The sequence below is a fragment of the Enterobacter sp. R-25 genome (assembly GCF_049913205.1).
GTDB classification, from domain to species: domain Bacteria; phylum Pseudomonadota; class Gammaproteobacteria; order Enterobacterales; family Enterobacteriaceae; genus Enterobacter; species Enterobacter ludwigii.
The window spans coordinates 542,992-561,492 of record NZ_CP183982.1 but is presented as its reverse complement, the minus strand read 5'-3'; the positions used below and the strand labels follow the sequence as shown (position 1 = coordinate 561,492).

The window sequence follows — 18,501 nt, the reverse complement described above, 5'->3', positions numbered from 1 at the left end:
CATGCGATGAGGACAATCTACGCGGATAATGACATAGTAAAAAGATACAAAAACCGTCAAATGAGGTAGGACATGAAACCGGGCTATCACGCTATTTATACCCGCTATCGCGACAACATCACGCGTGGCGTGCTAAAGCCTGGCGACAAAGTCCCCGCCATTCGCGTGCTGGCGGAAGAGCTGAAGGTGGCGCGCAAAACCGTTGAAACCGCTTACGCCATCCTGACGGGCGAAGGATATCTGGTAAGCCAGGGGGCACGCGGCACGCGGGTCAATCCGGACCTGTTACTGCCCGCGCAGCACGCCCCTGCGGAGCAGACCACCGGCACGCTTCCAGCCTCGCTGATCGGCCAGCGCGAACGGGCAGGTTTTCTGCGCCCCGGCATTCCCTCCCTCGACAGCTTTCCCTATAAAAAATGGCTGCTGCTTTCAGGCCAGGCGACGCGCGCCATGCGCCAGGAAGAGATGCTGAATCCGCCCGTGCTGGGCTGGTATCCGCTGCGCCAGGCGATTGCCAGCTACCTTAATATTTCACGCGGGCTCGCCTGCACCGCCGAGCAGGTGCTGATCACCAGCGGCTACAGCGGTAGCCTGCGCCTGATCCTCGATACGCTGGCCAGCCGCAGCGACAAGGTGGTGTTTGAAGATCCGGGCTACTTTATGGGCCAGCAGTTGCTCAAGCGGATCGTGCCGCGCCTGCACACCGTGCCGGTCGATCGCGCCGGGATCGATACGGAATACCTGCTGCGCCACCATCGCGATGCCCGCTTCGCCATTGTCACCCCGTCGCACCAGAGCCCGCTGGCGGTCACCCTCTCTCTGCCGCGTAAACAACAGCTTCTCGACTGGGCGAGTCAGAACGAGGCCTGGATTATTGAGGATGACTACGACGGGGAATTTCACTACACCCGCAAGGTGCTGCCGTCGCTAAAAAGCCTCGACCGGCACGACCGGGTCATTTTTATGGGCACCTTCAGCAAAACCATTATGCCGTCGCTGCGCATGGGCTACGTGGTGATGCCCGCCAGTACCCTCGGGGCCTTTACCGACTGCGCGGACATCGTCACCAGCGGCCAGCCGGTGCTGACGCAAAAGATCCTCACCGCCTTTCTCAACGAAGGCCATTTTTTCCGACATCTTAAGAAGATGCGGGCCCTGTATCAGACCCGGCGGGAGTGGATGATTAAGGCTTTACAGGAGGTGTATGGCGACCTGTTTTTCACCGAGCAAAACGACGGTGGGATGCACATCGTGGCATTCCTTTCGAAAGGGAGTTGTGACCGGGAAATCGCGCACTGCTGGCAAGCGCAGCAGCTGCAGGTTAACGCGCTCTCGGAGTGGTATCGCGGCTCCGGCAAGCGTTACGGACTGGTGATGGGCTATAACAACGTGCGCACGTATCAGGAGGCGGTGGCACTACTTGAAAGGCCAAAACAAGAAACGCTGGAATTACTACTCTGAAATCAGATAGCTATCCACGCCATAAAAGAACGTGATAAAGATACAATCTTGAGCCTTTTTTATATTTCTAAGGAAAAGAAAATGAAAGCCATTCTGGGATTTGACTACTTATTAACGCCACGCGTGCTGGTCTTCTTCTACTGGATCGTCATGCTGGTGATTTTGATTGCCGGCGTGTATTCCATGTTTACCGATCATCTGATCACCGGATTTATCGGGATGATTTTCAGCCTGATCGGCTGTCGCGTGACGTTCGAACTGATCATGGTTGCGTTTAAGAATAACGAATATCTGCGCCGCATCGCTGAAAACACCGCGGTGAAATCAGTCGAATAATCTCTCCGTTGCGCCGGGTAGGGGTTTCTCCTTACCCGGCCAGCGCCGACCCTGCCCGCTTACACATCATAGCGCGACAACCCGACATCCTTGAGCTGCTCGTCACTCATCTTGCTCAGGATGCGACGAGTGCGGTGAATACGGTACCAGTTGCGTAGCGTTTTGCCGATCCAGACAAAAACAATAAACGGACGTTTTGAACGGTTCTCGTAAAATTCCATGATGCTCTCCTCACTGTGCCAGTAGCGTTATCATCGTGGAATTCAGGGCGTACAATACAGATTCAAAAACATCTTTTGTTTAACATACAGATCCGCTAAAACTGTATCTGCATGCCGTTTTTTGCGGCAATCTGTACTGGTTTTACAATCTGTATGGTGAAAACAAAGGATACAGCATGACGCGCTACCAACATCTCGCCAACCTTCTGGCGGAACGCATTCAACAAGGGCTGTATCGCAGCGGTGAACGTCTGCCGTCGGTGCGCGCGCTGAGCCAGGAGCATGGCGTTAGCATCAGCACCATACAGCAGGCCTACCAGATCCTCGAAAATCTGCAGCTGATCACGCCTCAGCCACGCTCCGGCTATTTTGTCTCGCAACGTAAGGCCATGCCGCCCGTACCGGCAATGACGCGTCCGGTGCAGCGTCCGGTAGACGTCACCCAGTGGGATGAAGTGATGATGCTGCTGGATGCCCGTGCCGACAAAGAGATGATCTCCTTTGGCGGCGGCTCGCCGGACGTCAATCAACCGAGCCTGAAACCGCTGTGGCGCGAAATGAGCCGCATCGCGCAGCACAACCCGGGCGAGATGCTGAGCTATGACGTGCTCGACGGTCGGCTCGAGCTGCGCGAGCAGATCGCACGGCTGATGCTGGACGGCGGCTCTACCGTGGCCGCGAATGAGATTGTCATCACCAATGGCTGCCACGGCGCGCTGTCGATTGCCCTGCTCTCGATATGCAAACCGGGCGATATTGTGGCCGTGGAATCCCCGTCGTTTCACGGCACCATGCAGATGCTGCGCGGGTTCAACATCAAAGCCATCGAAATTCCCACCGATCCCGAAACCGGCATCAGCATTGAAGCGTTAGAGCTGGCGCTGGAGCAGTGGCCCATTAAAGCGGTGATCCTGGTGCCCAACTGCAATAACCCGCTGGGTTTTATCATGCCGGAAGCGCGGAAGAAGCAGGTGCTGGCTCTTGCCCAGCGGCACGATATCGTGATCGTGGAGGATGATATTTACGGCGAGCTGGCGGCGGAATACCCGCGCCCGCGCACCATTCACTCCATGGACATTGATGGCCGCGTGCTCCTGTGCAGCTCGTTTACCAAGACCGTGGCCCCGGGCCTGCGCGTCGGCTGGATTGTGCCGGGACGCTATTACGACCGGGTGATGCACATGAAATACGCCGCAGGCGGCTTTAACGTGCCGGGAACGCAGATGGCGGTGGCGGCGTTTATTCGCGACGGCCATTATCATCGTCACGTTCGCCGCATGCGCCAGATTTATCAGCAGAATATGGAAACCTATACCTGCTGGGTGCGGCAGTATTTCCCGGCGGAGATCTGCGTGACGCGCCCGCAGGGCAGTTTTTTGCTGTGGGTGGAGTTACCGGAAAACGTCGACATGGTGTGCGTCAGCAAGCAGCTGTGCCGACTGAAGATCCAGGCGGCAGCCGGGTCGCTGTTCTCTGCGTCCGGCAAGTACCGCAACTGCCTGCGGATCAACGTTGCGTTACCGCCAACGGAGAAGCATCGCGAGGCGCTGAAGAAGATGGGTGAGGCAATTATGATTGCGATGGAGGAGTAGTGCGGCCTGATGCCCTCCTCCACCAGGCCGGGCAAGGCGTCACCGCCGCCCGGCACTGTCACTGACTTAAAACGTCCATGAAACGCTGCCAACGATACTGCGTTCCGCGCCGAAATAGCAGTAGGAGAGCGAGTTACACGCCGCCACATAGCGTTTATCGGTCAGATTATTGACGTTCAGCTGCGCGCTCATGCCCGTGAGCCCCACCTTCGACAGGTCATACCCCACCACCATATCCACCAGCGTATACGACGGCAGCGTATGGGTGTTCTGGCGATCGCTGGTAATGCCGTTAACGTAACGAACGCCGGAGCCGACGGTCAGGCCGTCCAGCGGGCCCGTTTTCACGTCGTAGCTGAGCCAGGCACTGGCCATATTCCGCGGCGCATAGACGGCGCGCTTGCCCTCCTCTTCCGGGCTACTCTTCTTGTAGCGAATGTCGGTATAGGTGTACGCCGCCTGCATGCGCAGGCTGTCGGTCAGTTGACCCACCGCTTCCAGCTCAACGCCCTCGGACTCGATTTCACCGATGGAACGGTACGGATCGGTCGGCTCCTCTTTGGTGGCGATATTCTTCTGGTTGATGCGGAACACCGAGGCGCTGAACTGGCTGTTCATCCCCTCGGGTTCATACTTCACGCCCGCTTCCCACTGCTTGCCTTTCATCGGGTCCAGAATGTTGCCCTGCTCATCGGCGAAACTGGTCGGCGTAAAGGCCGTGGAGTAGCTGACGTACGGCGCGACACCGTTATCAAACAGATACAGCAACGCCGCGCGGCTGCTGACGTTGTTCTTATCCAGGTCGCTGCGGGTATGGTTAACGTTATCAACGTTCGACACGCTTACCTGGTCATAGCGCCCGCCCAGCGTCAGGCGCCAGCGGTCAATGGACATCTGATCCTGCAGATAGTACCCGGTCTGGCGCAGCTTATGTTTTTCCTTGCTGTACTGGGTGATGTAATCCGGTTTCGCACCGTAAACCGGGTGGAACGCGTCAATGGGCGGGAAACCGCCGTAGTAGCCGGTCACGTTATTGGTTCGGTCCTGATAATCCAGGCCGATGAGCACGCGGTGGTTAACTGCCCCGGTATCGAAACTGCCGTCGACCTGGTTATCCAGCGTGATGGCATTCATCTTCTCGTCAGAACCGGAATAGCCGCGGTTGAGCTCGGTATCGTTCAGCCAGCCCGCGGCATATACCTGATTCAGCTCCACTTTGGTGTGCAGATAGCGCAGCTTCTGGCGCACCGTCCAGCCGCTGTCGAACATGTGCTCAATGTTGTAGCCCACCATGTTTTCCCGACGATCGTACTTGTCGTAATCATCCTCACCTTCAAAGAAGGTGTTGGTGATTTTCTTACCGTTATGCGGCACCACGGTGCCGTCATAAGGCAGGCCGGAGTGGCTCCCTCCTTCCGGATCGCGGTGCAGATAGGCCATCAGATCCAGACGCGTGTTATCAGTGATGCGCCAGGTCAGGCTCGGCATCAGCGCGTAGCGCGCTTCCTTCAGCGGATCAAACTGGGAATCGGCATAGCGGGTCATCCCGCTGAGGCGCACCGCCACGCGGTCGTTATTATCGACCGGACCGGTAACGTCGAACATCGCCCCGCGCTGGTTATTGTTCCCGGCAAATAGCTTAATCTCCCCGCCCGGATCGAACGACGGCTTGCGGGAGGTCAGCGCCACGATACCGCCCGGCGATGAACGGCCGTACAGCACGGAGGCCGGGCCACGCACCACCTCGATATTGTCGAGGAACCAGGGATCCACCACCAGCGAGCTGTGAGAGTTGGTGTCTCCCATCATCTTCAGGCCGTCGAGGTAGACGTTATCCAGACTGCCGTCGGAGAAACCGCGCAGCACCATGTAGTCGAAGCGGTTTGACGCGCCAATCTGGTTGCTGTAAACCCCCGGCGTGTAACTCACCGCCTGGCGCACGCTGGTCGCGCCCTGCTCTTCAAACTGCTCGCGGGTAACGATTGAGACCGACTGCGGAGTCTCTATATCCGGCGTTTCAAGCTTGGTGGCAGCAGATTGCATCTGCGATGTGACCACAACGGTGTCCGTTTGTTGGGCATCCTGCGCCAGTAAAGGAAAAGCGACGCTACCGGTAACCCATCCCACCAGCAGTGCCAGACGTGACTTAGCAAACATAACCCTCTCCAAAGGTATTTCTTATTGTTAATAAGAATTATTACCTTTTTGAGAGGGCAAACAGCTATGCGCGCCGCCAGGATACGTATGCGCGGTGCTAAACCGCACGGGTTGCGTTCGCGCGAAGAGAGAAAGTAGGTTAGCGGCGTTTGCGCACGTCGCCCGGTGCAATACCGTAATGGCGACGAAACGCGGTAGCGAAATTGGTGGCGTGCTGATAGCCACACATCCACGCCGCCTGCTGCACGCTATAGCCTTCAAGCAGATAGCGACGCGCCAGCGCGAGCCGACATTCGCGCAGGTAATCGAAAAGGGTGCAGCCGTAGCGTTGACGAAACTTGCTGCGCAGGCTGCTCGGGCTCATGGCGGCGAGGGCGGCCAGCTGCGCAAGAGTATGATCCTGCTCCGGAGACTGTTCCAGCCTGCTGCGCACGCGTTCAAGACGCGCATGCTCAGGCCGGCACGGGAAGGATTGCTGGCGCTGCGCCAAACCCTGGCCCAGAAGCTGATACATTAGCCCTTCCAGCAACAGCTGACGGGATAACGCGCTTAGACCCTGCTGCTGAGCATGCTGGATCCCCGCAAGGACAAACTCAGGAACGTGCCAGACCAGAGTGGGCGCATTCAGGCTTTGCCATTCCTGGAGCAGCGACTCAAGCAGGGTCTCGCGCCTGGCATCGTGTGGGAACAGACCAAACGAGAGCGTTTTCAGCATGCTGTCGGCATCGTGACGCGCGCACATTATCTGCTCTTCACTCAGGCGGGAGCTGAAGGCCATGCCGGATCGTACGACATATTCAACGCCATTGAGCGCGATCGTGACGCCCCCTTCCAGCACCACCAGCATATAGAGTGGGCTGCTATGGCGAGAGGTGGTTTCGTAAGGTTGTAAAACGCGAACGTTGGAGTGGGTCAGTGAAATGCCGGATGAAAGCGTCATCTCTTCCACATTCCCCTGCAGCACGGCGCGGTTGTTGACCTGCGCATCTTTTAACTGCGGGAACCGGTAGTCGATGCCGTAGCGCTCACCGAATATCTGAAAATCCTCAACAAAAAACAGGCGTTTCGCTGATCTATTTTCACGCTGGAGCATATGACGGTGCCTGCATCGGGGAAAGGACAAACGAAACAGTACCATTCATTGGTGGTGGCAGCAATCACTGGGCATAAAACGTATTACGCTCCGGTCTGAGCCGGAGCGAAGAAATATATTTCAGTTAAAGAGATATATTTATGCTTGCTGCCACTCAGCAAAAACCTCTTTATGGTTTTTGGTCAGGACAACTTTATTATCATCCACTTTGTCCACCCAACCGAGCGGTATAAAGTGGTGCTTCCCACCGGATTCCGGATCGCTTTTCGCAAGCTTTATACGCTCGCCATCCAGATGGTCCACAACACCGACGTGTGTTCCGCAGCTGGCGACAACCTGAGCGTGATCCATAATTGCGTTTTTATCTACCATAATAATTCTCCCGTTTTGGTTATTTGGCCGTTGCACGGAATTAACTGTAGCGCATAAATTTGGCTTACGGGCGCTTATTAGCATTTTGAAACATCATTGACACAACAGGATATTATGACTACCACGAGGCATAGCGAAGCATAATGAAAAAATAAGAATAAGATGAATTATTCTCGACGTTTATTTTTTATTTCATAATTACATTATCGCAACCAACGAGGAGGCATTAATGACGATTCGTAATATTCGTAATAATCGTACAGAAATTTCACTGGCTCTTGGTGAAGCGGTTTTAGACATTGTGCAAAAAGGCCACGAGCTGTCGCGTGAAAATCTGGCGCAGGCGATGAAAACAAAAGCAGAGAAGGAGCGCGACGATGAGCGGCTCCTGAATTACTGGAAAGCCTGTAATATGCTGGTCTGAATGAGGCGGCGTTTAGCCTGGCTAAACGCCGCCAGCCGTTACTCGTCGAAGAACCAGTAGCCCTGGTTAATCAGTCCGGTCAGTTCGTCAATAAACGCCGGATTATTCAGCGCCTCGCCCAGCTCAGCCTGGCCGAGTTCCGTGTAGCGACACAGCACGTCCGCAGCCTTCGCATCTACCGTTTCCAGCAGTTCGCTGTTGATGAAGACGCTGCCGTTGATATTCAACACGCGCAGACCGCTCAGGCGAGACAGCGTTTCGCCACCCTGCAATGCATCACGTACTTCTTCTGCCGTGTACGGCGGTTCCGCGGTGGCAATATCCAGCTCATGGCGCGGCGTCGAGACAAAGCTACCGAACCATTTCGTGAAATCATCAGGCTTGCTGATCATGTCGATCATCATCTGGCGAATACGATCCAGCTCGTACTGTTCCACGCGTCCAGGGTGTTCACGGCAGGTCAGATCCGGATCGCTGTAGTGCTCGCCGCCCAGATCGTTTTCCAGCGCGTAGTCGGCAAAGCTGCTGATCAGATCGCGGCCGTTCGGCCCGCGGAAACCGACGGAGTAGTTGAGCGCCGTTTCGTGGGTAAAGCCGTCGTGCGGGAAGCCTGGTGGAATGTAGAGGATATCGCCCGGGGCCAGATCTTCGTCGATGATCGGCTCAAACGGATCAACGTGCAGCAGTGCCGGATGCGGGCAGAACTGGCGCATTGGCAGTTTGTCACCCACGCGCCAGCGGCGGCTTCCCATCCCCTGAATGATAAACACATCATACTGATCAATATGCGGGCCCACGCCGCCGCCAGGGACAGAGAAGGAGATCATCAGGTCATCCAGACGCCAGTCTGGCAAGACGCGGAACGGGCGCACCAGCTCCGCGGCAGGCATGTGCCAGTGGTTTACCGCCTGCGCCAGCAGCGACCAGCCGGTTTCGCCCAGGCCATCGAAGTGCTCAAACGGCCCATTGCTGGCCTGCCATTTACCGTTGGAATGGCTGACCAGACGGCTATCGACTTCAGGCTCCATCGCCAGCCCTGCCAGTTCGTCCGGGGTAATCGGGTCGACAAAATCAGGGAAGGCATTTTTCAGCACTACGGGTTGTTTCTGCCAGTATTTTTCAAGAAATTCCGGCCAGTTCAGGTTCAGTTGATACGCCATGGGTAGCACCAGTGAGAGGGTAAACAGGCGCGATTATAGGGGAGACGGTCCAGGGGGAACTTGTCATGGGTCAAACGAGAGGAGAAGGCCGGCGCAAACGTCCGGCCCTGAGGGATCAATCCAGCTTCAGATCGTCATAATGCGTAATCAGTTTACCCACAATGCCGTAGTCCAGCGCTTCTGCCGGAGACATCCAGAAGTTGCGGTCGGTGTCTTTTTTCACTTTTTCCAGCGGCTGGCCGGTGGCGTCAGCAATCAGCTTGTTCACGCGATCCAGCATGCGGATGATCTCGCGTGCTTCAATCTCAATATCCGTCGCCTGACCACGCACGCCACCCAGCGGCTGGTGGATCATAAAGCGGGTGTTTGGCAGAGAGTAACGATGCTCTTTTTTCGCCGCCAGGAAGATGGTGATCCCGGCGCTCGCCACCCAGCCGGTACCGATGATGTGTACGTCCGGACGGATGAACTTGATGAAGTCATGGATGGTATCACCCGCTTCCACGTGGCCACCCTGGCTGTTGATGTACAGCTTGATCGGATCGTTGCTCACGCTTTGCAGCAGGATCAGCTGGGTAATGACTTTTTGCGCCAGTTCCTGGTTGATCTCACCGGAGATAACAATCGAGCGGGACTCGAGCAGTTTTTGCTGCAGCGCGCCCGCGCCGTTTGACCCTTCCGCTTTATCCTTATCGCCTTCTTTCAGTGTGTAGTGCATTGTTATGTCCTCAGCATTTAGCGCTCAAAACCAGAGTGTAGCCTGTTTTACCGGTCAAAGTCCTCAGGCGCACACAATGCGAACATCCTGCGCCGCAAACGCGTCGATAACGTCCTGTTTAATATTCGCGTCCACCACCAGCACATCAATGTCCCGGCTCTTTGCCACGACAAAGCGCGCCACGCCGGGAAGCTTGTCAGCAGTCAACGCCACGATGGTCTGGTTGCTCTGGGCGATCACCGCTTTTTTGAACGCACAGTCGGCAAAATCAAAGCCGGTCAGCCCCATCTCAGGATCCATCGCACAGCCACCGATAAAGGCCTGATCAAAGATAATCCCCTCAAGCTGGCTTGCAGCCGTGGCACCCACCGTCGCGCCGGACGCCCGCTGGAGCTGCCCGCCAGTGATGATCACCTCACACAGCGGATGTTGCAGCAGCGCGGTCGCGATGGCCGGGGAGTTGGTCACCACCGTCACGCTGAGTTCGGCAGGAAGGGCTTTCGCCAGCGCCAGGTTGGTGGTGCCCGTATCCATAAAGATACAGCCACCTGCTTTGATCAGCGTTGCCGCTTTCTGCGCGATTGTGGCTTTTTGTGCACTGTTTTCCTGCTCGCGGCGGCTAAATATCCCCGCATCCGGCAGCTGAAGTACCGCGCCACCGTAGACCTTTTTACAGAAGCCCTCTTTGCTAAGCTCATGTAAATCACGGCGAATGGAGTGCTCGGAGACCTTCATTTGTGTCGCCAGTTCGGTGCACACCACCCTTCCGCTCTCCTGAAGGATCTGACGGATCAGCGCTTGTCGTTGCTCCGGAAAAGCAGCATAATCGAGCATTATAAGTCCTTTAAAATAACAAAACCGAGCATCAAAGCGCATAATGTTGCACTGCGCGTGCTCTGTCAATCAGCACTCACCGCGAGGATAACAATGAACATTGCCCATGTTGCACTCTGGACCCGACACCTTGATGCACAGGTACAGTTCTGGGAAACGGTTTTTGGCGGACGCCGTAATGAACGCTACCTCAGCAAAAATCGCCCGGGCTTTGCGTCACATTTTATTACCCTGGATGGCGGGCCAACCCTTGAACTGATGACGGTTCCGGACCTGCCCGACGCCCCGGCTCATCCGGAGTTTATTGGCTGGGCGCATATCGCCATTCACGTCGGCAGCCAGGTTGAAGTGGACCGTATGGCGGCGCAGGCGCAGTCAAACGGCACCCTGCTCAGCGCCCCCCGCATGACCGGGGATGGGTTTTATGAAGCGGTGATTGCGGACCCGGATGGCAACCGGATTGAGCTCACAGGAGAGTAAAAGACATAACGCCTGCTATGCAGGCGTTAATGTTTAATTCACCGTGGCCGGGCGTGCCAGATTTTCCTCGCCCTCACGTTGCTGCGCTTTCTCGTGCTGACGCTCCGCCAGCAACCGGCAAATCTCCGCATGCTTCTCCTCGGTAAAGGTAAAGCGCGACATAAACCCAAGCCGGATCAGCGAGCCGATGGCCGGCAGCAGACAGATACCAAAGAACAACCCCGACAGCACGCCGTCACTCTGGGTTTGCGCCTGCGGGACATAGCCGATCATCGTCAGAAACACGCCGATTAACCCGCCACCGACCGCCACCGACATCTTGCCGGTAAAGGTCTGTCCGGAGAAGGTGATCGCCGCACAGCGCTTGTGGGTGTGGTACTCCGCATACTCGATGGTGTCGGCAATCATCGACGAGGTGAGAATGTTGGACATCATCACGAACAGCGTACTCAGGCCAAGCAGGATAAACAGCATCGCCGTCTGCTGATAGCCCACAAACCACATCACCACGCGTACCGCGACATCCAGTCCGCAGAGGATCATAAACAGCTTCCGCTTCTGCATTCTGCGCGTCAGCATCGGGGCGACGAGACACACCACCGCCGCCATAATCCCCATCACACCGATCGCCATCTGCAGGCTGCCGTCACCCATATTGTTGATAAAGAAGTAGATGTAGAGGCCGCCGGCCACGTTATGGAACACGCAGAAGAAGAACGACAGCAGAACGATAAACAGCGGCTTGTTCTGGCGCAGGTTATGAAAAGTGTCACGTATCGTCACCTTTTCCGGACTCGGCGGCACACGCTCCTTAATCTGCATAAAGCCGTTGAGCATCAGCGGCAGGCCGACCAGCATCATCACCAGCGCCGCCATAAAATAGCCTTTATCGTTGCTGTACTGGGCGAAGAACGCCGCCAGTTTCGGAAAGAAAATGTTGGCGCAGGCGATCCCGGCGTTAACCCCCAGCATGGCCGCCGTCACCGCGCGGGTGCGCTGCCCGGAGTCGTTAGTCATCACCGACGACATCGACCAGAACGGGATATCAGAGATGGCGTACAGCGTTCCCCACAGAATGTACGTCACCCCGGCGTAGAGAATTTTGGTGGTCATGTCCGCTTCGATTTTATAGAACGACAGCAGCGTGACGCCGGTAATGAGTAACGGGGCGATCAGCAAAAAGTGGCGAAACTTGCCGAACCGGGTGTTAATGGTGTCCATTATGCTGGCAAATAGCGGGTCGTGAACCGCATCCCACGCGCGGGCAATCAGGAAGATGGTACTCGCCGCCAGCGCCGAAATCCCCAGCACGTCGGTGTAAAAATAGTTAATAAACGAACCCACTAAACCAAAGCTAAAACACTGACCTAATCCATAACCAAAATAAGACCACAACTCGCGAGACGGTATTTTCATTGTCATTGCCATAGTGCGTACCTGGTTGCCCGGCGGCAGACCGCCGGGTCGATATTATTAGCCCTGCGCTTTCGGGGCGATCTTACGGAGCTTCTTCATTAAGGCCATTTCACTGCGCGAGAACGGGATACCGTTCTCCTCAAAAACGTCGTGGAACCAGAGGCGGCAGTAGTCCGTAGACTCCTTCATCACCACCGGCCACGGCAGCCACGTCTGGGTTTTACCGCGCACCAGCCCCCACTGATACGGCGCGACCTTCGCCGTGTACATCAACGGGAGCTGCTCCTCGAGGGTGCTGCCCACGTGGCGGGCCAGCCATTCGGTGCAGAAGATTGGCCGCCCAAGCGCCTGCAGCTGCTGGATAATCGCGGTCATGCGTCCGGTGTTGGTGTAAGCGTGGAAGCTCACCACGTCGGATAGCGCCAGCGCGGTTTGATCCAGCGGATGCTGATAAAACGTCTCGCCCTCCTCTTCCGCCGGCAGACGCCACGCGCAGACGGTGAGCGGCTGAGTGGGATCCTCTTCACGCACCCACCGGAACGCCAGCTTCATCAGCTCATGCGCGCAGGTCTCCAGCTTCGCGTCGTATTGCACCTCCTGCGTACCGGTCGCAAAAATGCCGCGGTTGCCCGGCTCGTTATACAGATCCCACAGCAGTACGCGCTCATCGTGGCGGAACTGGCGGATAACGTCGCGGATATAGCGCTCAATCTGCGGCCAGCAGTCGGGATCGCAGACTTTATCGCGCCCCGGGCTCGCTGCCGCCTGGCTGTTGTGCTTGCCCGGTACCGGCGGCTTTTGCGGCCCCAGATACGGTTCATCGCCGGAGAAACCGCAATCGTCCATCAGGGTCAGCATGGTGCTGAACCCGTGGCTGTCGGCCATCGCCAGAAACGCGTCGATGCGCGCCATCAGGCCGTCGCGGTCGTGTTCCCAGACAATAAACGGCAGGTTGATGCGCAGGGTGTTGTAGCCCGCCTCCGCCGCCCAGCCCAGTTCGCGGTCAATGGTATCGGCATCGAAGGTCTCTTCCTGCCAGATATCGGTCCAGTTCACCGCCGTCGACGGTAAATAGTTAAACCCACACAGCCAGCCTTTTTGTTCATACCACGCCTGTGCCTGCTCCCTGCTCCACTGCTCTTTCATTACGCGTCCTCTTACTGATAATATTTAGCTAATAAATATTAGTTGCGGGATAAATGCGCAATTCATGACGCTCCGAAAAGCGACAGCCTTCACAAAGTTCATGCAGGCGCGAATAAGAAACGTGATCGACGGCGCGTAAGCGAACAGTTAGGGTATGATGCGGTGTCGCGAGAGGGAGAGGACGGATGAAGCGAAAAACAAAAGTCACGATGAACGATATTGCGCGGGCGGCGGGGGTGTCGCAGGCGACGGTATCGCTGGTGCTCAACCAGTCCCGTAACATCAAGCTCAGCGACGAGACCCGCCAGCGGGTGATCGGCGTGGCGACCGAGCTCGGCTATGACCGCCTGCCTGCCATTCACGCCCCGCGTAACCAGGAGGAAATCGCCCTGCTGGTCAGTTCCCTGCAAAGCTTTGATCCCTTTATCGATGCCATCAGCCAGGCGCGGGAAGCCGCATGGCGCAACGAAGCGCTGCTGACGGTGTACGACTACGGTGATGACGTAGAGCTGGCGCTGAACATTATCCGCCAGCTGGAGAAGCGCAACTGCGTGGGGATTATCCTCGCCTCCCCCGTTACCACGCTTGTCGACATGACCGCTTTTCAGGACTGCACCCGCATTCCACTGGTGCTGCTCAATCAGCGCGATCCCGGCTCGCCGCTGCTGCCGTCGTTTATTCCGGACGACTACGCCAACGCCTTCCAGGTGACCAAACACCTGATCGCCTGCGGTGCAACGCGTATCGCCCACATCACCGGCGAGAGCTGGATGGAGGCCTCCCGCCAGCGGCTGGCCGGCTATCAGGCCGCCTTACAGCAGGCCGGTTTAGCCTGTGACGAGAGTCTGGTGCGCCAGACCAACTGGCAGTTCAGCGAATCCTTTACCGCCACCACCTCTCTGCTGGCGCTGGACAAACGCCCGGACGCCATCTTCTGCGCCAGCGACTGGCTGGCGATCGGCTGCTATCAGGCGCTGGCGGTAAACGGCGTGCGCATCCCGCAGGATATGCTGCTGGCGGGCTACGACGACCAGAAGATCTCCGAGCAACTCACCCCACCGCTGACCAGTATCCAGCTCCCCTACAGCGAACTGGGACGGCTGGCGGTGGAATACCTGTGCAATCAGGAAGATGCCGCCACCCACGTGACGCTGGCGGGCAGGCTGAAGGTACGGACATCAAGCCTCGTCTGAGGTGAAGACCATTCCGGCATAGGGTTTCTCCCGGCACGCCGCCAGCCGCGCGGCGAGGCTGCCCACGTGCAGCTCCAGCTTGTGCCCGTCCGGGTCGAGAAAATAGAACGATGCCCCCTCACTTTTGTTCTGCTTCCAGACGGTAACGCCTGCCTGCTCCAGCTTGTGCGAGAACGGCTCAAAATCTTCCGCCGCAACGGTAAACGCGTAATGGGTATAGTCGCTCTCCTGCGGCGGCACGTAACCGCGCGCCTCGTCATAGGACAGGCAGACCCACAGATCGCCGCAGGTAAGATAGGCCCCGGTATTCCAGCGGGCGTGCAGCGTCAGCCCCAGCAACTCGTGCCAGAAGGTAACGCTTTTTTGCAGGTCGCTGACCGCGAGGGTCAGATGGTTGAGTGATTGCAGCATGACGTGCCCTTTTGTTTTTTGCGCCAGACGTGGTACGGTAACTTCATGAACATAAACCACGCCGTGCTCACCGTAAACCGCTGGTGGCTGCCTTCTTAAAGGCGGCACGGAGTAGTTTTCCCCATTTTCAGATAGCCGCCGAAAGGCGGCTTTCACATTTCTAAGACCCCTTTCGGCAATTGCACATTAAGGAGTCTTTATGAACGTTCAAACCATCCTCACCGGCGACCGCCCAACCGGCCCGCTGCACCTGGGTCATTTCGTCGGTTCGCTGCGCCAGCGCGTGGCGCTACAGCAGACGCATAACCAGTATGTCTTGATTGCCGACCTGCAGGGGCTGACCGACAACGGCAGCAACCCACAAAAAATTCGCGACAACATCCCTGAAGTGCTCGCCGACTACCTCGCCGCCGGCATCGACCCGAACCTGACGACACTCTGCCTGCAGTCCGCCCTGCCCGCTCTCGCCGAGCTGACAATGTTGTATATGAATATCGTCACCGTCGCCCGCGTCGAGCGTAACCCGACGGTGAAAAACGAGATTGCGCAGAAAGGCTTTGCCCGCTCGCTGCCGGTCGGTTTTATGGCCTACCCCATCAGCCAGGCGGCGGACATCACTGCGTTCAAAGCCGAGTGCGTCCCCGTCGGCGACGACCAACTGCCGATGATTGAGCAGACCAATGAGATTGTGCACAAGATGAACAGCCTCTTGCCTGCCCCGGTGCTGCGCCACTGCAAAGCGATGCTCAGCGACACCGGCCGCCTGCCCGGCATCGACGGCAGCGCCAAGATGTCAAAATCACTGGGCAACACCCTGCACCTTTCCGCCAGTGAAGAGACGATTCACCGTGCGGTCAGCGCCATGTACACCGACCCGAACCACCTGAAGGTGAGCGACCCGGGGCAGATTGAGGGAAACGTGGTGTTTACCTACCTCGACGCGTTTCATCCGGACAAAGCGAAAGTGGCAGCGATGAAGGCGCATTATCAGGCGGGCGGACTGGGTGACCGGGCATGCAAGAACGAGCTGGAGGCGTGCCTGCAGGAGCTGATTGCACCGATGCGGGAACGGAGGGCGATGTACATGCAGGATAAAGGGGAGCTGATGGCGATGCTGAAGCGCGGCACGGAACGGGCGCAGGCGGTGACGCAGGGAACGCTGAGGGAAGTGAAGGTTGGGCTGGGGGTGCCGGTGTTTTGAACTCGCGATTACAGTCGTCTTCTCCTCAGTCGACGCCTGCATCTGTGGCCTTCACAACCAGAACCACCGCACTCTCGCAGCAGTGGCGGCGGTAGTGAGTCTGGAGGGATGGCGTCAGGGGATATCTCTACCGATGCGGCTAGCCGCCCTGCTCAATGGTCTGGACGGCGCTGATATCCAGGATGTGAACAAAACATGTTCTCACCCTGTTTAGCCCTTTTTCACCTCGTAATCCGGTAGCGAGAATCGAGTGATAAAGTTATTAAGTGCGTTGGTATCAGGTAACGCGGTCAGCGCCCCTTTGCGCGTTGTCGCGAGGGCACCGCAGGCGCTGGCCTGAGCAATGGACTGGTGGAGTTGTTCAACATTCTGCGGCATCCCGCGATGTGCAATCCAGGCCAGCAACCCTGCGACAAACGCGTCGCCAGCCCCGGTTGTATCAATACTGTTGACGGTATAACCGTCGAAATGAATAACGCTGTCGCGCCACAGCACCATGGCACCTTGCTCACCGTAGGTCACGACTTTAAGTTGCGCGGGCAGAGCATTGAGAGCATTAAGCGCATGGGAAAAATCGTGAGAGCCTGTCATCCAGTGCCATTCTTCTTCCGAGAGTTTAAGAATGTCGGCCTGGGCGGCGAAATGACGCACCGTCTCGAGCATTTCATGCTTATCGGGCCACATTTGCTCCCGTAAATTCACGTCGAAACTCAGTAATCCCCCACGCTGTTTTACATGGCTGATGGCGGTGACGAGCGTATGACGACACGTTTCGGCGACCAGGGCCAGAGAGCAGAAGTGCAGAATATCGTCGCTAAAGTCGGGCAGCGCATCGGGTGTTAAAAATTGATCCGCGGAAGGGTTGGTTAAAAAGGTAAATCCACGCTCGCCAGCGCGGCCCAGAGAGACCAATACCGTGCTGGTTCTGTGCTGATTATCCAACTGCAGACTTTCGGTTGAAACGCCTGCGTCAGACAGCGTTTTCTTCAGAAAATAACCAAAGTCATCCTCACCGACCCGGCCAATAAAACCACTCTGGCAGCCCAGACGCGCAGCGCCAATTGCCACATTGAACGGGGCACCTCCTGCGCAGGCCTGATATTGCATGTCTGAAAGCGGTAGAAGATCCACCACTGCATCGCCAAGAGTCCAGATATTCATGACATTTCCTCAATAATAATTAACTTTTTAAATGCGACCTGCGGGAAGGTCAGTTTTTTAATAGCGCTTAAGCATGAACAGGTACCATGGATTATCCAGGCATACGGGTTAAAAGTTATAATCCAGCATCAGCTTATATTCGGTGGTAACAGCCTCACCGTGGGTCACCCAGCTTCCGTCCTGTTTTATCAACGAGCCAGTAACTTCTCCTGACACGGTAAAACGAGAGGTTAACGGATAATTTGCCGATACCTTCAGGAAGCGGTTGCGGGTATTCTGGAAGACTTCGCCATCTTCAGGCTGCGCATTGTATTTCTTATAATGGCCATATCCGCCGCTGAGCGTTGTGGATAATTTCCCCCAGTTGCGCCAGACGCCGACAGACGTGGTCCAGCTTTTTTCGTCAATATCGCCCCACTGCGCCCTGTCTAAAATGGCAGAGGCAAATTGCTGGCGGAACCAGACGCCGGTGGTGTTATTAATAATATATTGCACGCCAGGCTCAATCTGAAATGAACGCACGTCGCGGTCATTTTGCGACCCACCGCTGCGGCGGTGATCGATCTGCTGATACAAATAATTAAAGAATGAGAAATTGTCCGTAACCCGAAGATCGGTAAAGAACTTAACGCGGCCTTGCCAGCGGTCCTCGATTGAGGCGCTTCCACCCATGACATCCCAGCCATAGCGCAGACGTTTGTAAAAATATTCATGGCCGATGATCAACTGAGTCCACTGGTTTTGGCTGAGGTAAGACTGATCCTCCCACGTCCCGTTATAGTGGGTGGTTCTGCCCTCAGAAAAAGCCAGATACCAACCGGGTAACGCATCGTGTCGCATCACGCCTTGTACAAACGTCAGTGAATCATTCCCGTTGTGGAAATGGCTGTTACGCCAGTTATTGTCCTCAATGGCATATTTCATCTTCAGTTGGCCATGAACGCGGCCACCGGCAGGATTGGAGGAGCGGGCTGAGGTCCACATAACCTCTTCATCCAGATAGGACCACGGGTCCACGGCAACAACCTTTCCCGAGGGGTCCTTCATGATGCTCATGCTCGCATTCGCCAGCGCGGGAAACAGAAGAGCAAAAATAACAGACAGGGCATGATAGTTTTTCATAAT

At 56.5% G+C, this 18,501-nt stretch carries 19 protein-coding genes; 7 read left to right on the top strand and 12 right to left on the bottom strand.

The features are described from left to right. The first annotated feature begins 72 nt into the window (after window positions 1–72). Together ACN9MQ_RS02645 and ACN9MQ_RS02640 are read left to right on the top strand one after the other, a co-directional pair. Complete coding sequence (locus ACN9MQ_RS02645; RefSeq protein ID WP_014168459.1) at window positions 73–1,461, top strand: PLP-dependent aminotransferase family protein; 1,389 nt, start codon at window positions 73–75, stop codon at window positions 1,459–1,461. A gap of 81 nt (window positions 1,462–1,542) precedes the next feature. Beyond that, on the top strand, window positions 1,543–1,797 hold the full coding sequence (locus tag ACN9MQ_RS02640) for a DUF4282 domain-containing protein (RefSeq protein WP_020885330.1): 255 nt from the start codon (window positions 1,543–1,545) through the stop codon (window positions 1,795–1,797). 59 nt (window positions 1,798–1,856) lie between these two features. Here ACN9MQ_RS02640 and ACN9MQ_RS02635 read toward each other — a convergent pair whose 3' ends face one another. Continuing rightward, the gene (locus tag ACN9MQ_RS02635) at window positions 1,857–2,018 is read right to left on the bottom strand and encodes a DUF1127 domain-containing protein (RefSeq protein ID WP_014168457.1); all 162 of its coding nucleotides are present in this window, start codon (window positions 2,016–2,018) and stop codon (window positions 1,857–1,859) included. A gap of 176 nt (window positions 2,019–2,194) precedes the next feature. Between ACN9MQ_RS02635 and ACN9MQ_RS02630 the strand changes: the two genes are divergently transcribed. Continuing rightward, a complete protein-coding gene (locus ACN9MQ_RS02630) occupies window positions 2,195–3,610 on the top strand; it encodes a PLP-dependent aminotransferase family protein (protein ID WP_250369361.1) in 1,416 nt (471 codons plus the stop codon). Between the two features lie 66 nt (window positions 3,611–3,676). Here ACN9MQ_RS02630 and foxA read toward each other — a convergent pair whose 3' ends face one another. The 3 genes from foxA to ACN9MQ_RS02615 all read right to left on the bottom strand — a co-directional run bounded on the left by foxA (window position 3,677) and on the right by ACN9MQ_RS02615 (window position 7,232). After that, the gene (gene foxA / locus ACN9MQ_RS02625) at window positions 3,677–5,785 is read right to left on the bottom strand and encodes a ferrioxamine B receptor FoxA (protein WP_426021264.1); all 2,109 of its coding nucleotides are present in this window, start codon (window positions 5,783–5,785) and stop codon (window positions 3,677–3,679) included. 121 nt (window positions 5,786–5,906) lie between these two features. Continuing rightward, on the bottom strand, window positions 5,907–6,860 hold the full coding sequence (locus ACN9MQ_RS02620; RefSeq protein ID WP_324285191.1) for an AraC family transcriptional regulator: 954 nt from the start codon (window positions 6,858–6,860) through the stop codon (window positions 5,907–5,909). Between the two features lie 138 nt (window positions 6,861–6,998). Then, entirely contained in the window at window positions 6,999–7,232 is a 234-nt protein-coding gene (locus ACN9MQ_RS02615; RefSeq protein ID WP_020885334.1) for a DUF2171 domain-containing protein, read from the bottom strand. Between the two features lie 229 nt (window positions 7,233–7,461). Between ACN9MQ_RS02615 and ACN9MQ_RS02610 the strand changes: the two genes are divergently transcribed. After that, the gene (locus ACN9MQ_RS02610; protein ID WP_020885335.1) at window positions 7,462–7,656 is read left to right on the top strand and encodes a DUF2767 family protein; all 195 of its coding nucleotides are present in this window, start codon (window positions 7,462–7,464) and stop codon (window positions 7,654–7,656) included. A 38-nt stretch (window positions 7,657–7,694) separates the two neighbouring features. Here ACN9MQ_RS02610 and ACN9MQ_RS02605 read toward each other — a convergent pair whose 3' ends face one another. The 3 genes from ACN9MQ_RS02605 to ACN9MQ_RS02595 form a co-directional block, all read right to left on the bottom strand. Beyond that, a complete protein-coding gene (locus ACN9MQ_RS02605) occupies window positions 7,695–8,816 on the bottom strand; it encodes a cupin domain-containing protein (protein ID WP_040018535.1) in 1,122 nt (373 codons plus the stop codon). A gap of 115 nt (window positions 8,817–8,931) precedes the next feature. Continuing rightward, complete coding sequence (locus ACN9MQ_RS02600) at window positions 8,932–9,534, bottom strand: ATP-dependent Clp protease proteolytic subunit (RefSeq protein WP_014168451.1); 603 nt, start codon at window positions 9,532–9,534, stop codon at window positions 8,932–8,934. A gap of 63 nt (window positions 9,535–9,597) precedes the next feature. After that, complete coding sequence (locus tag ACN9MQ_RS02595) at window positions 9,598–10,368, bottom strand: DeoR/GlpR family DNA-binding transcription regulator (RefSeq protein ID WP_333062427.1); 771 nt, start codon at window positions 10,366–10,368, stop codon at window positions 9,598–9,600. Between the two features lie 93 nt (window positions 10,369–10,461). On the opposite strand from ACN9MQ_RS02595, the gene ACN9MQ_RS02590 reads away from it, so the two are divergent. Continuing rightward, on the top strand, window positions 10,462–10,848 hold the full coding sequence (locus ACN9MQ_RS02590) for a VOC family protein (RefSeq protein ID WP_426021239.1): 387 nt from the start codon (window positions 10,462–10,464) through the stop codon (window positions 10,846–10,848). A gap of 33 nt (window positions 10,849–10,881) precedes the next feature. Here the strand turns inward: ACN9MQ_RS02590 and ACN9MQ_RS02585 are convergent, their stop codons facing one another. Continuing rightward, entirely contained in the window at window positions 10,882–12,276 is a 1,395-nt protein-coding gene (locus ACN9MQ_RS02585) for an MFS transporter (RefSeq protein ID WP_020885339.1), read from the bottom strand. A gap of 45 nt (window positions 12,277–12,321) precedes the next feature. Next, window positions 12,322–13,410, bottom strand: a complete 1,089-nt coding sequence (locus tag ACN9MQ_RS02580) for a cellulase family glycosylhydrolase (RefSeq protein WP_279256629.1) — start codon at window positions 13,408–13,410, stop codon at window positions 12,322–12,324. 185 nt (window positions 13,411–13,595) lie between these two features. Here ACN9MQ_RS02580 and ACN9MQ_RS02575 point away from each other — a divergent pair, with 185 nt between their 5' ends. Beyond that, entirely contained in the window at window positions 13,596–14,603 is a 1,008-nt protein-coding gene (locus ACN9MQ_RS02575; protein ID WP_050737545.1) for a LacI family DNA-binding transcriptional regulator, read from the top strand. Here ACN9MQ_RS02575 and ACN9MQ_RS02570 read toward each other — a convergent pair. Beyond that, entirely contained in the window at window positions 14,589–15,014 is a 426-nt protein-coding gene (locus ACN9MQ_RS02570; protein WP_025205684.1) for a fosfomycin resistance glutathione transferase FosA2, read from the bottom strand. The genes ACN9MQ_RS02575 and ACN9MQ_RS02570 overlap by 15 nt on opposite strands. A 199-nt stretch (window positions 15,015–15,213) precedes the next feature. Here ACN9MQ_RS02570 and trpS point away from each other — a divergent pair, with 199 nt between their 5' ends. Continuing rightward, the gene (trpS, locus tag ACN9MQ_RS02565) at window positions 15,214–16,215 is read left to right on the top strand and encodes a tryptophan--tRNA ligase (RefSeq protein WP_086463000.1); all 1,002 of its coding nucleotides are present in this window, start codon (window positions 15,214–15,216) and stop codon (window positions 16,213–16,215) included. 210 nt (window positions 16,216–16,425) lie between these two features. Here trpS and ACN9MQ_RS02560 read toward each other — a convergent pair whose 3' ends face one another. Together ACN9MQ_RS02560 and ACN9MQ_RS02555 are read right to left on the bottom strand one after the other, a co-directional pair. Continuing rightward, entirely contained in the window at window positions 16,426–17,376 is a 951-nt protein-coding gene (locus ACN9MQ_RS02560; RefSeq protein ID WP_113656626.1) for an aminoimidazole riboside kinase, read from the bottom strand. Window positions 17,377–17,484: 108 nt separating this feature from the next. After that, window positions 17,485–18,498: an OmpG porin family protein gene (locus ACN9MQ_RS02555; RefSeq protein WP_020885345.1), complete on the bottom strand. Its 1,014-nt coding sequence runs from the start codon at window positions 18,496–18,498 to the stop codon at window positions 17,485–17,487. Window positions 18,499–18,501 lie beyond the last annotated feature (3 nt).

What these genes read in the sequence shown, in the direction of transcription:
- ACN9MQ_RS02645 (WP_014168459.1), top strand. Translation starts at nt 73, where the DNA reads ATGAAACCGGGCTATCACGCTATTTATACCCGCTATCGCGACAACATC.
- ACN9MQ_RS02640 (WP_020885330.1), top strand. Translation starts at nt 1,543, where the DNA reads ATGAAAGCCATTCTGGGATTTGACTACTTATTAACGCCACGCGTGCTG.
- ACN9MQ_RS02635 (WP_014168457.1), bottom strand. Translation starts at nt 2,018, where the DNA reads ATGGAATTTTACGAGAACCGTTCAAAACGTCCGTTTATTGTTTTTGTC.
- ACN9MQ_RS02630 (WP_250369361.1), top strand. Translation starts at nt 2,195, where the DNA reads ATGACGCGCTACCAACATCTCGCCAACCTTCTGGCGGAACGCATTCAA.
- ACN9MQ_RS02620 (WP_324285191.1), bottom strand. Translation starts at nt 6,860, where the DNA reads ATGCTCCAGCGTGAAAATAGATCAGCGAAACGCCTGTTTTTTGTTGAG.
- ACN9MQ_RS02615 (WP_020885334.1), bottom strand. Translation starts at nt 7,232, where the DNA reads ATGGTAGATAAAAACGCAATTATGGATCACGCTCAGGTTGTCGCCAGC.
- ACN9MQ_RS02610 (WP_020885335.1), top strand. Translation starts at nt 7,462, where the DNA reads ATGACGATTCGTAATATTCGTAATAATCGTACAGAAATTTCACTGGCT.
- ACN9MQ_RS02605 (WP_040018535.1), bottom strand. Translation starts at nt 8,816, where the DNA reads ATGGCGTATCAACTGAACCTGAACTGGCCGGAATTTCTTGAAAAATAC.
- ACN9MQ_RS02600 (WP_014168451.1), bottom strand. Translation starts at nt 9,534, where the DNA reads ATGCACTACACACTGAAAGAAGGCGATAAGGATAAAGCGGAAGGGTCA.
- ACN9MQ_RS02595 (WP_333062427.1), bottom strand. Translation starts at nt 10,368, where the DNA reads ATGCTCGATTATGCTGCTTTTCCGGAGCAACGACAAGCGCTGATCCGT.
- ACN9MQ_RS02590 (WP_426021239.1), top strand. Translation starts at nt 10,462, where the DNA reads ATGAACATTGCCCATGTTGCACTCTGGACCCGACACCTTGATGCACAG.
- ACN9MQ_RS02585 (WP_020885339.1), bottom strand. Translation starts at nt 12,276, where the DNA reads ATGGCAATGACAATGAAAATACCGTCTCGCGAGTTGTGGTCTTATTTT.
- ACN9MQ_RS02580 (WP_279256629.1), bottom strand. Translation starts at nt 13,410, where the DNA reads ATGAAAGAGCAGTGGAGCAGGGAGCAGGCACAGGCGTGGTATGAACAA.
- ACN9MQ_RS02575 (WP_050737545.1), top strand. Translation starts at nt 13,596, where the DNA reads ATGAAGCGAAAAACAAAAGTCACGATGAACGATATTGCGCGGGCGGCG.
- ACN9MQ_RS02570 (WP_025205684.1), bottom strand. Translation starts at nt 15,014, where the DNA reads ATGCTGCAATCACTCAACCATCTGACCCTCGCGGTCAGCGACCTGCAA.
- trpS (WP_086463000.1), top strand. Translation starts at nt 15,214, where the DNA reads ATGAACGTTCAAACCATCCTCACCGGCGACCGCCCAACCGGCCCGCTG.
- ACN9MQ_RS02560 (WP_113656626.1), bottom strand. Translation starts at nt 17,376, where the DNA reads ATGAATATCTGGACTCTTGGCGATGCAGTGGTGGATCTTCTACCGCTT.
- ACN9MQ_RS02555 (WP_020885345.1), bottom strand. Translation starts at nt 18,498, where the DNA reads ATGAAAAACTATCATGCCCTGTCTGTTATTTTTGCTCTTCTGTTTCCC.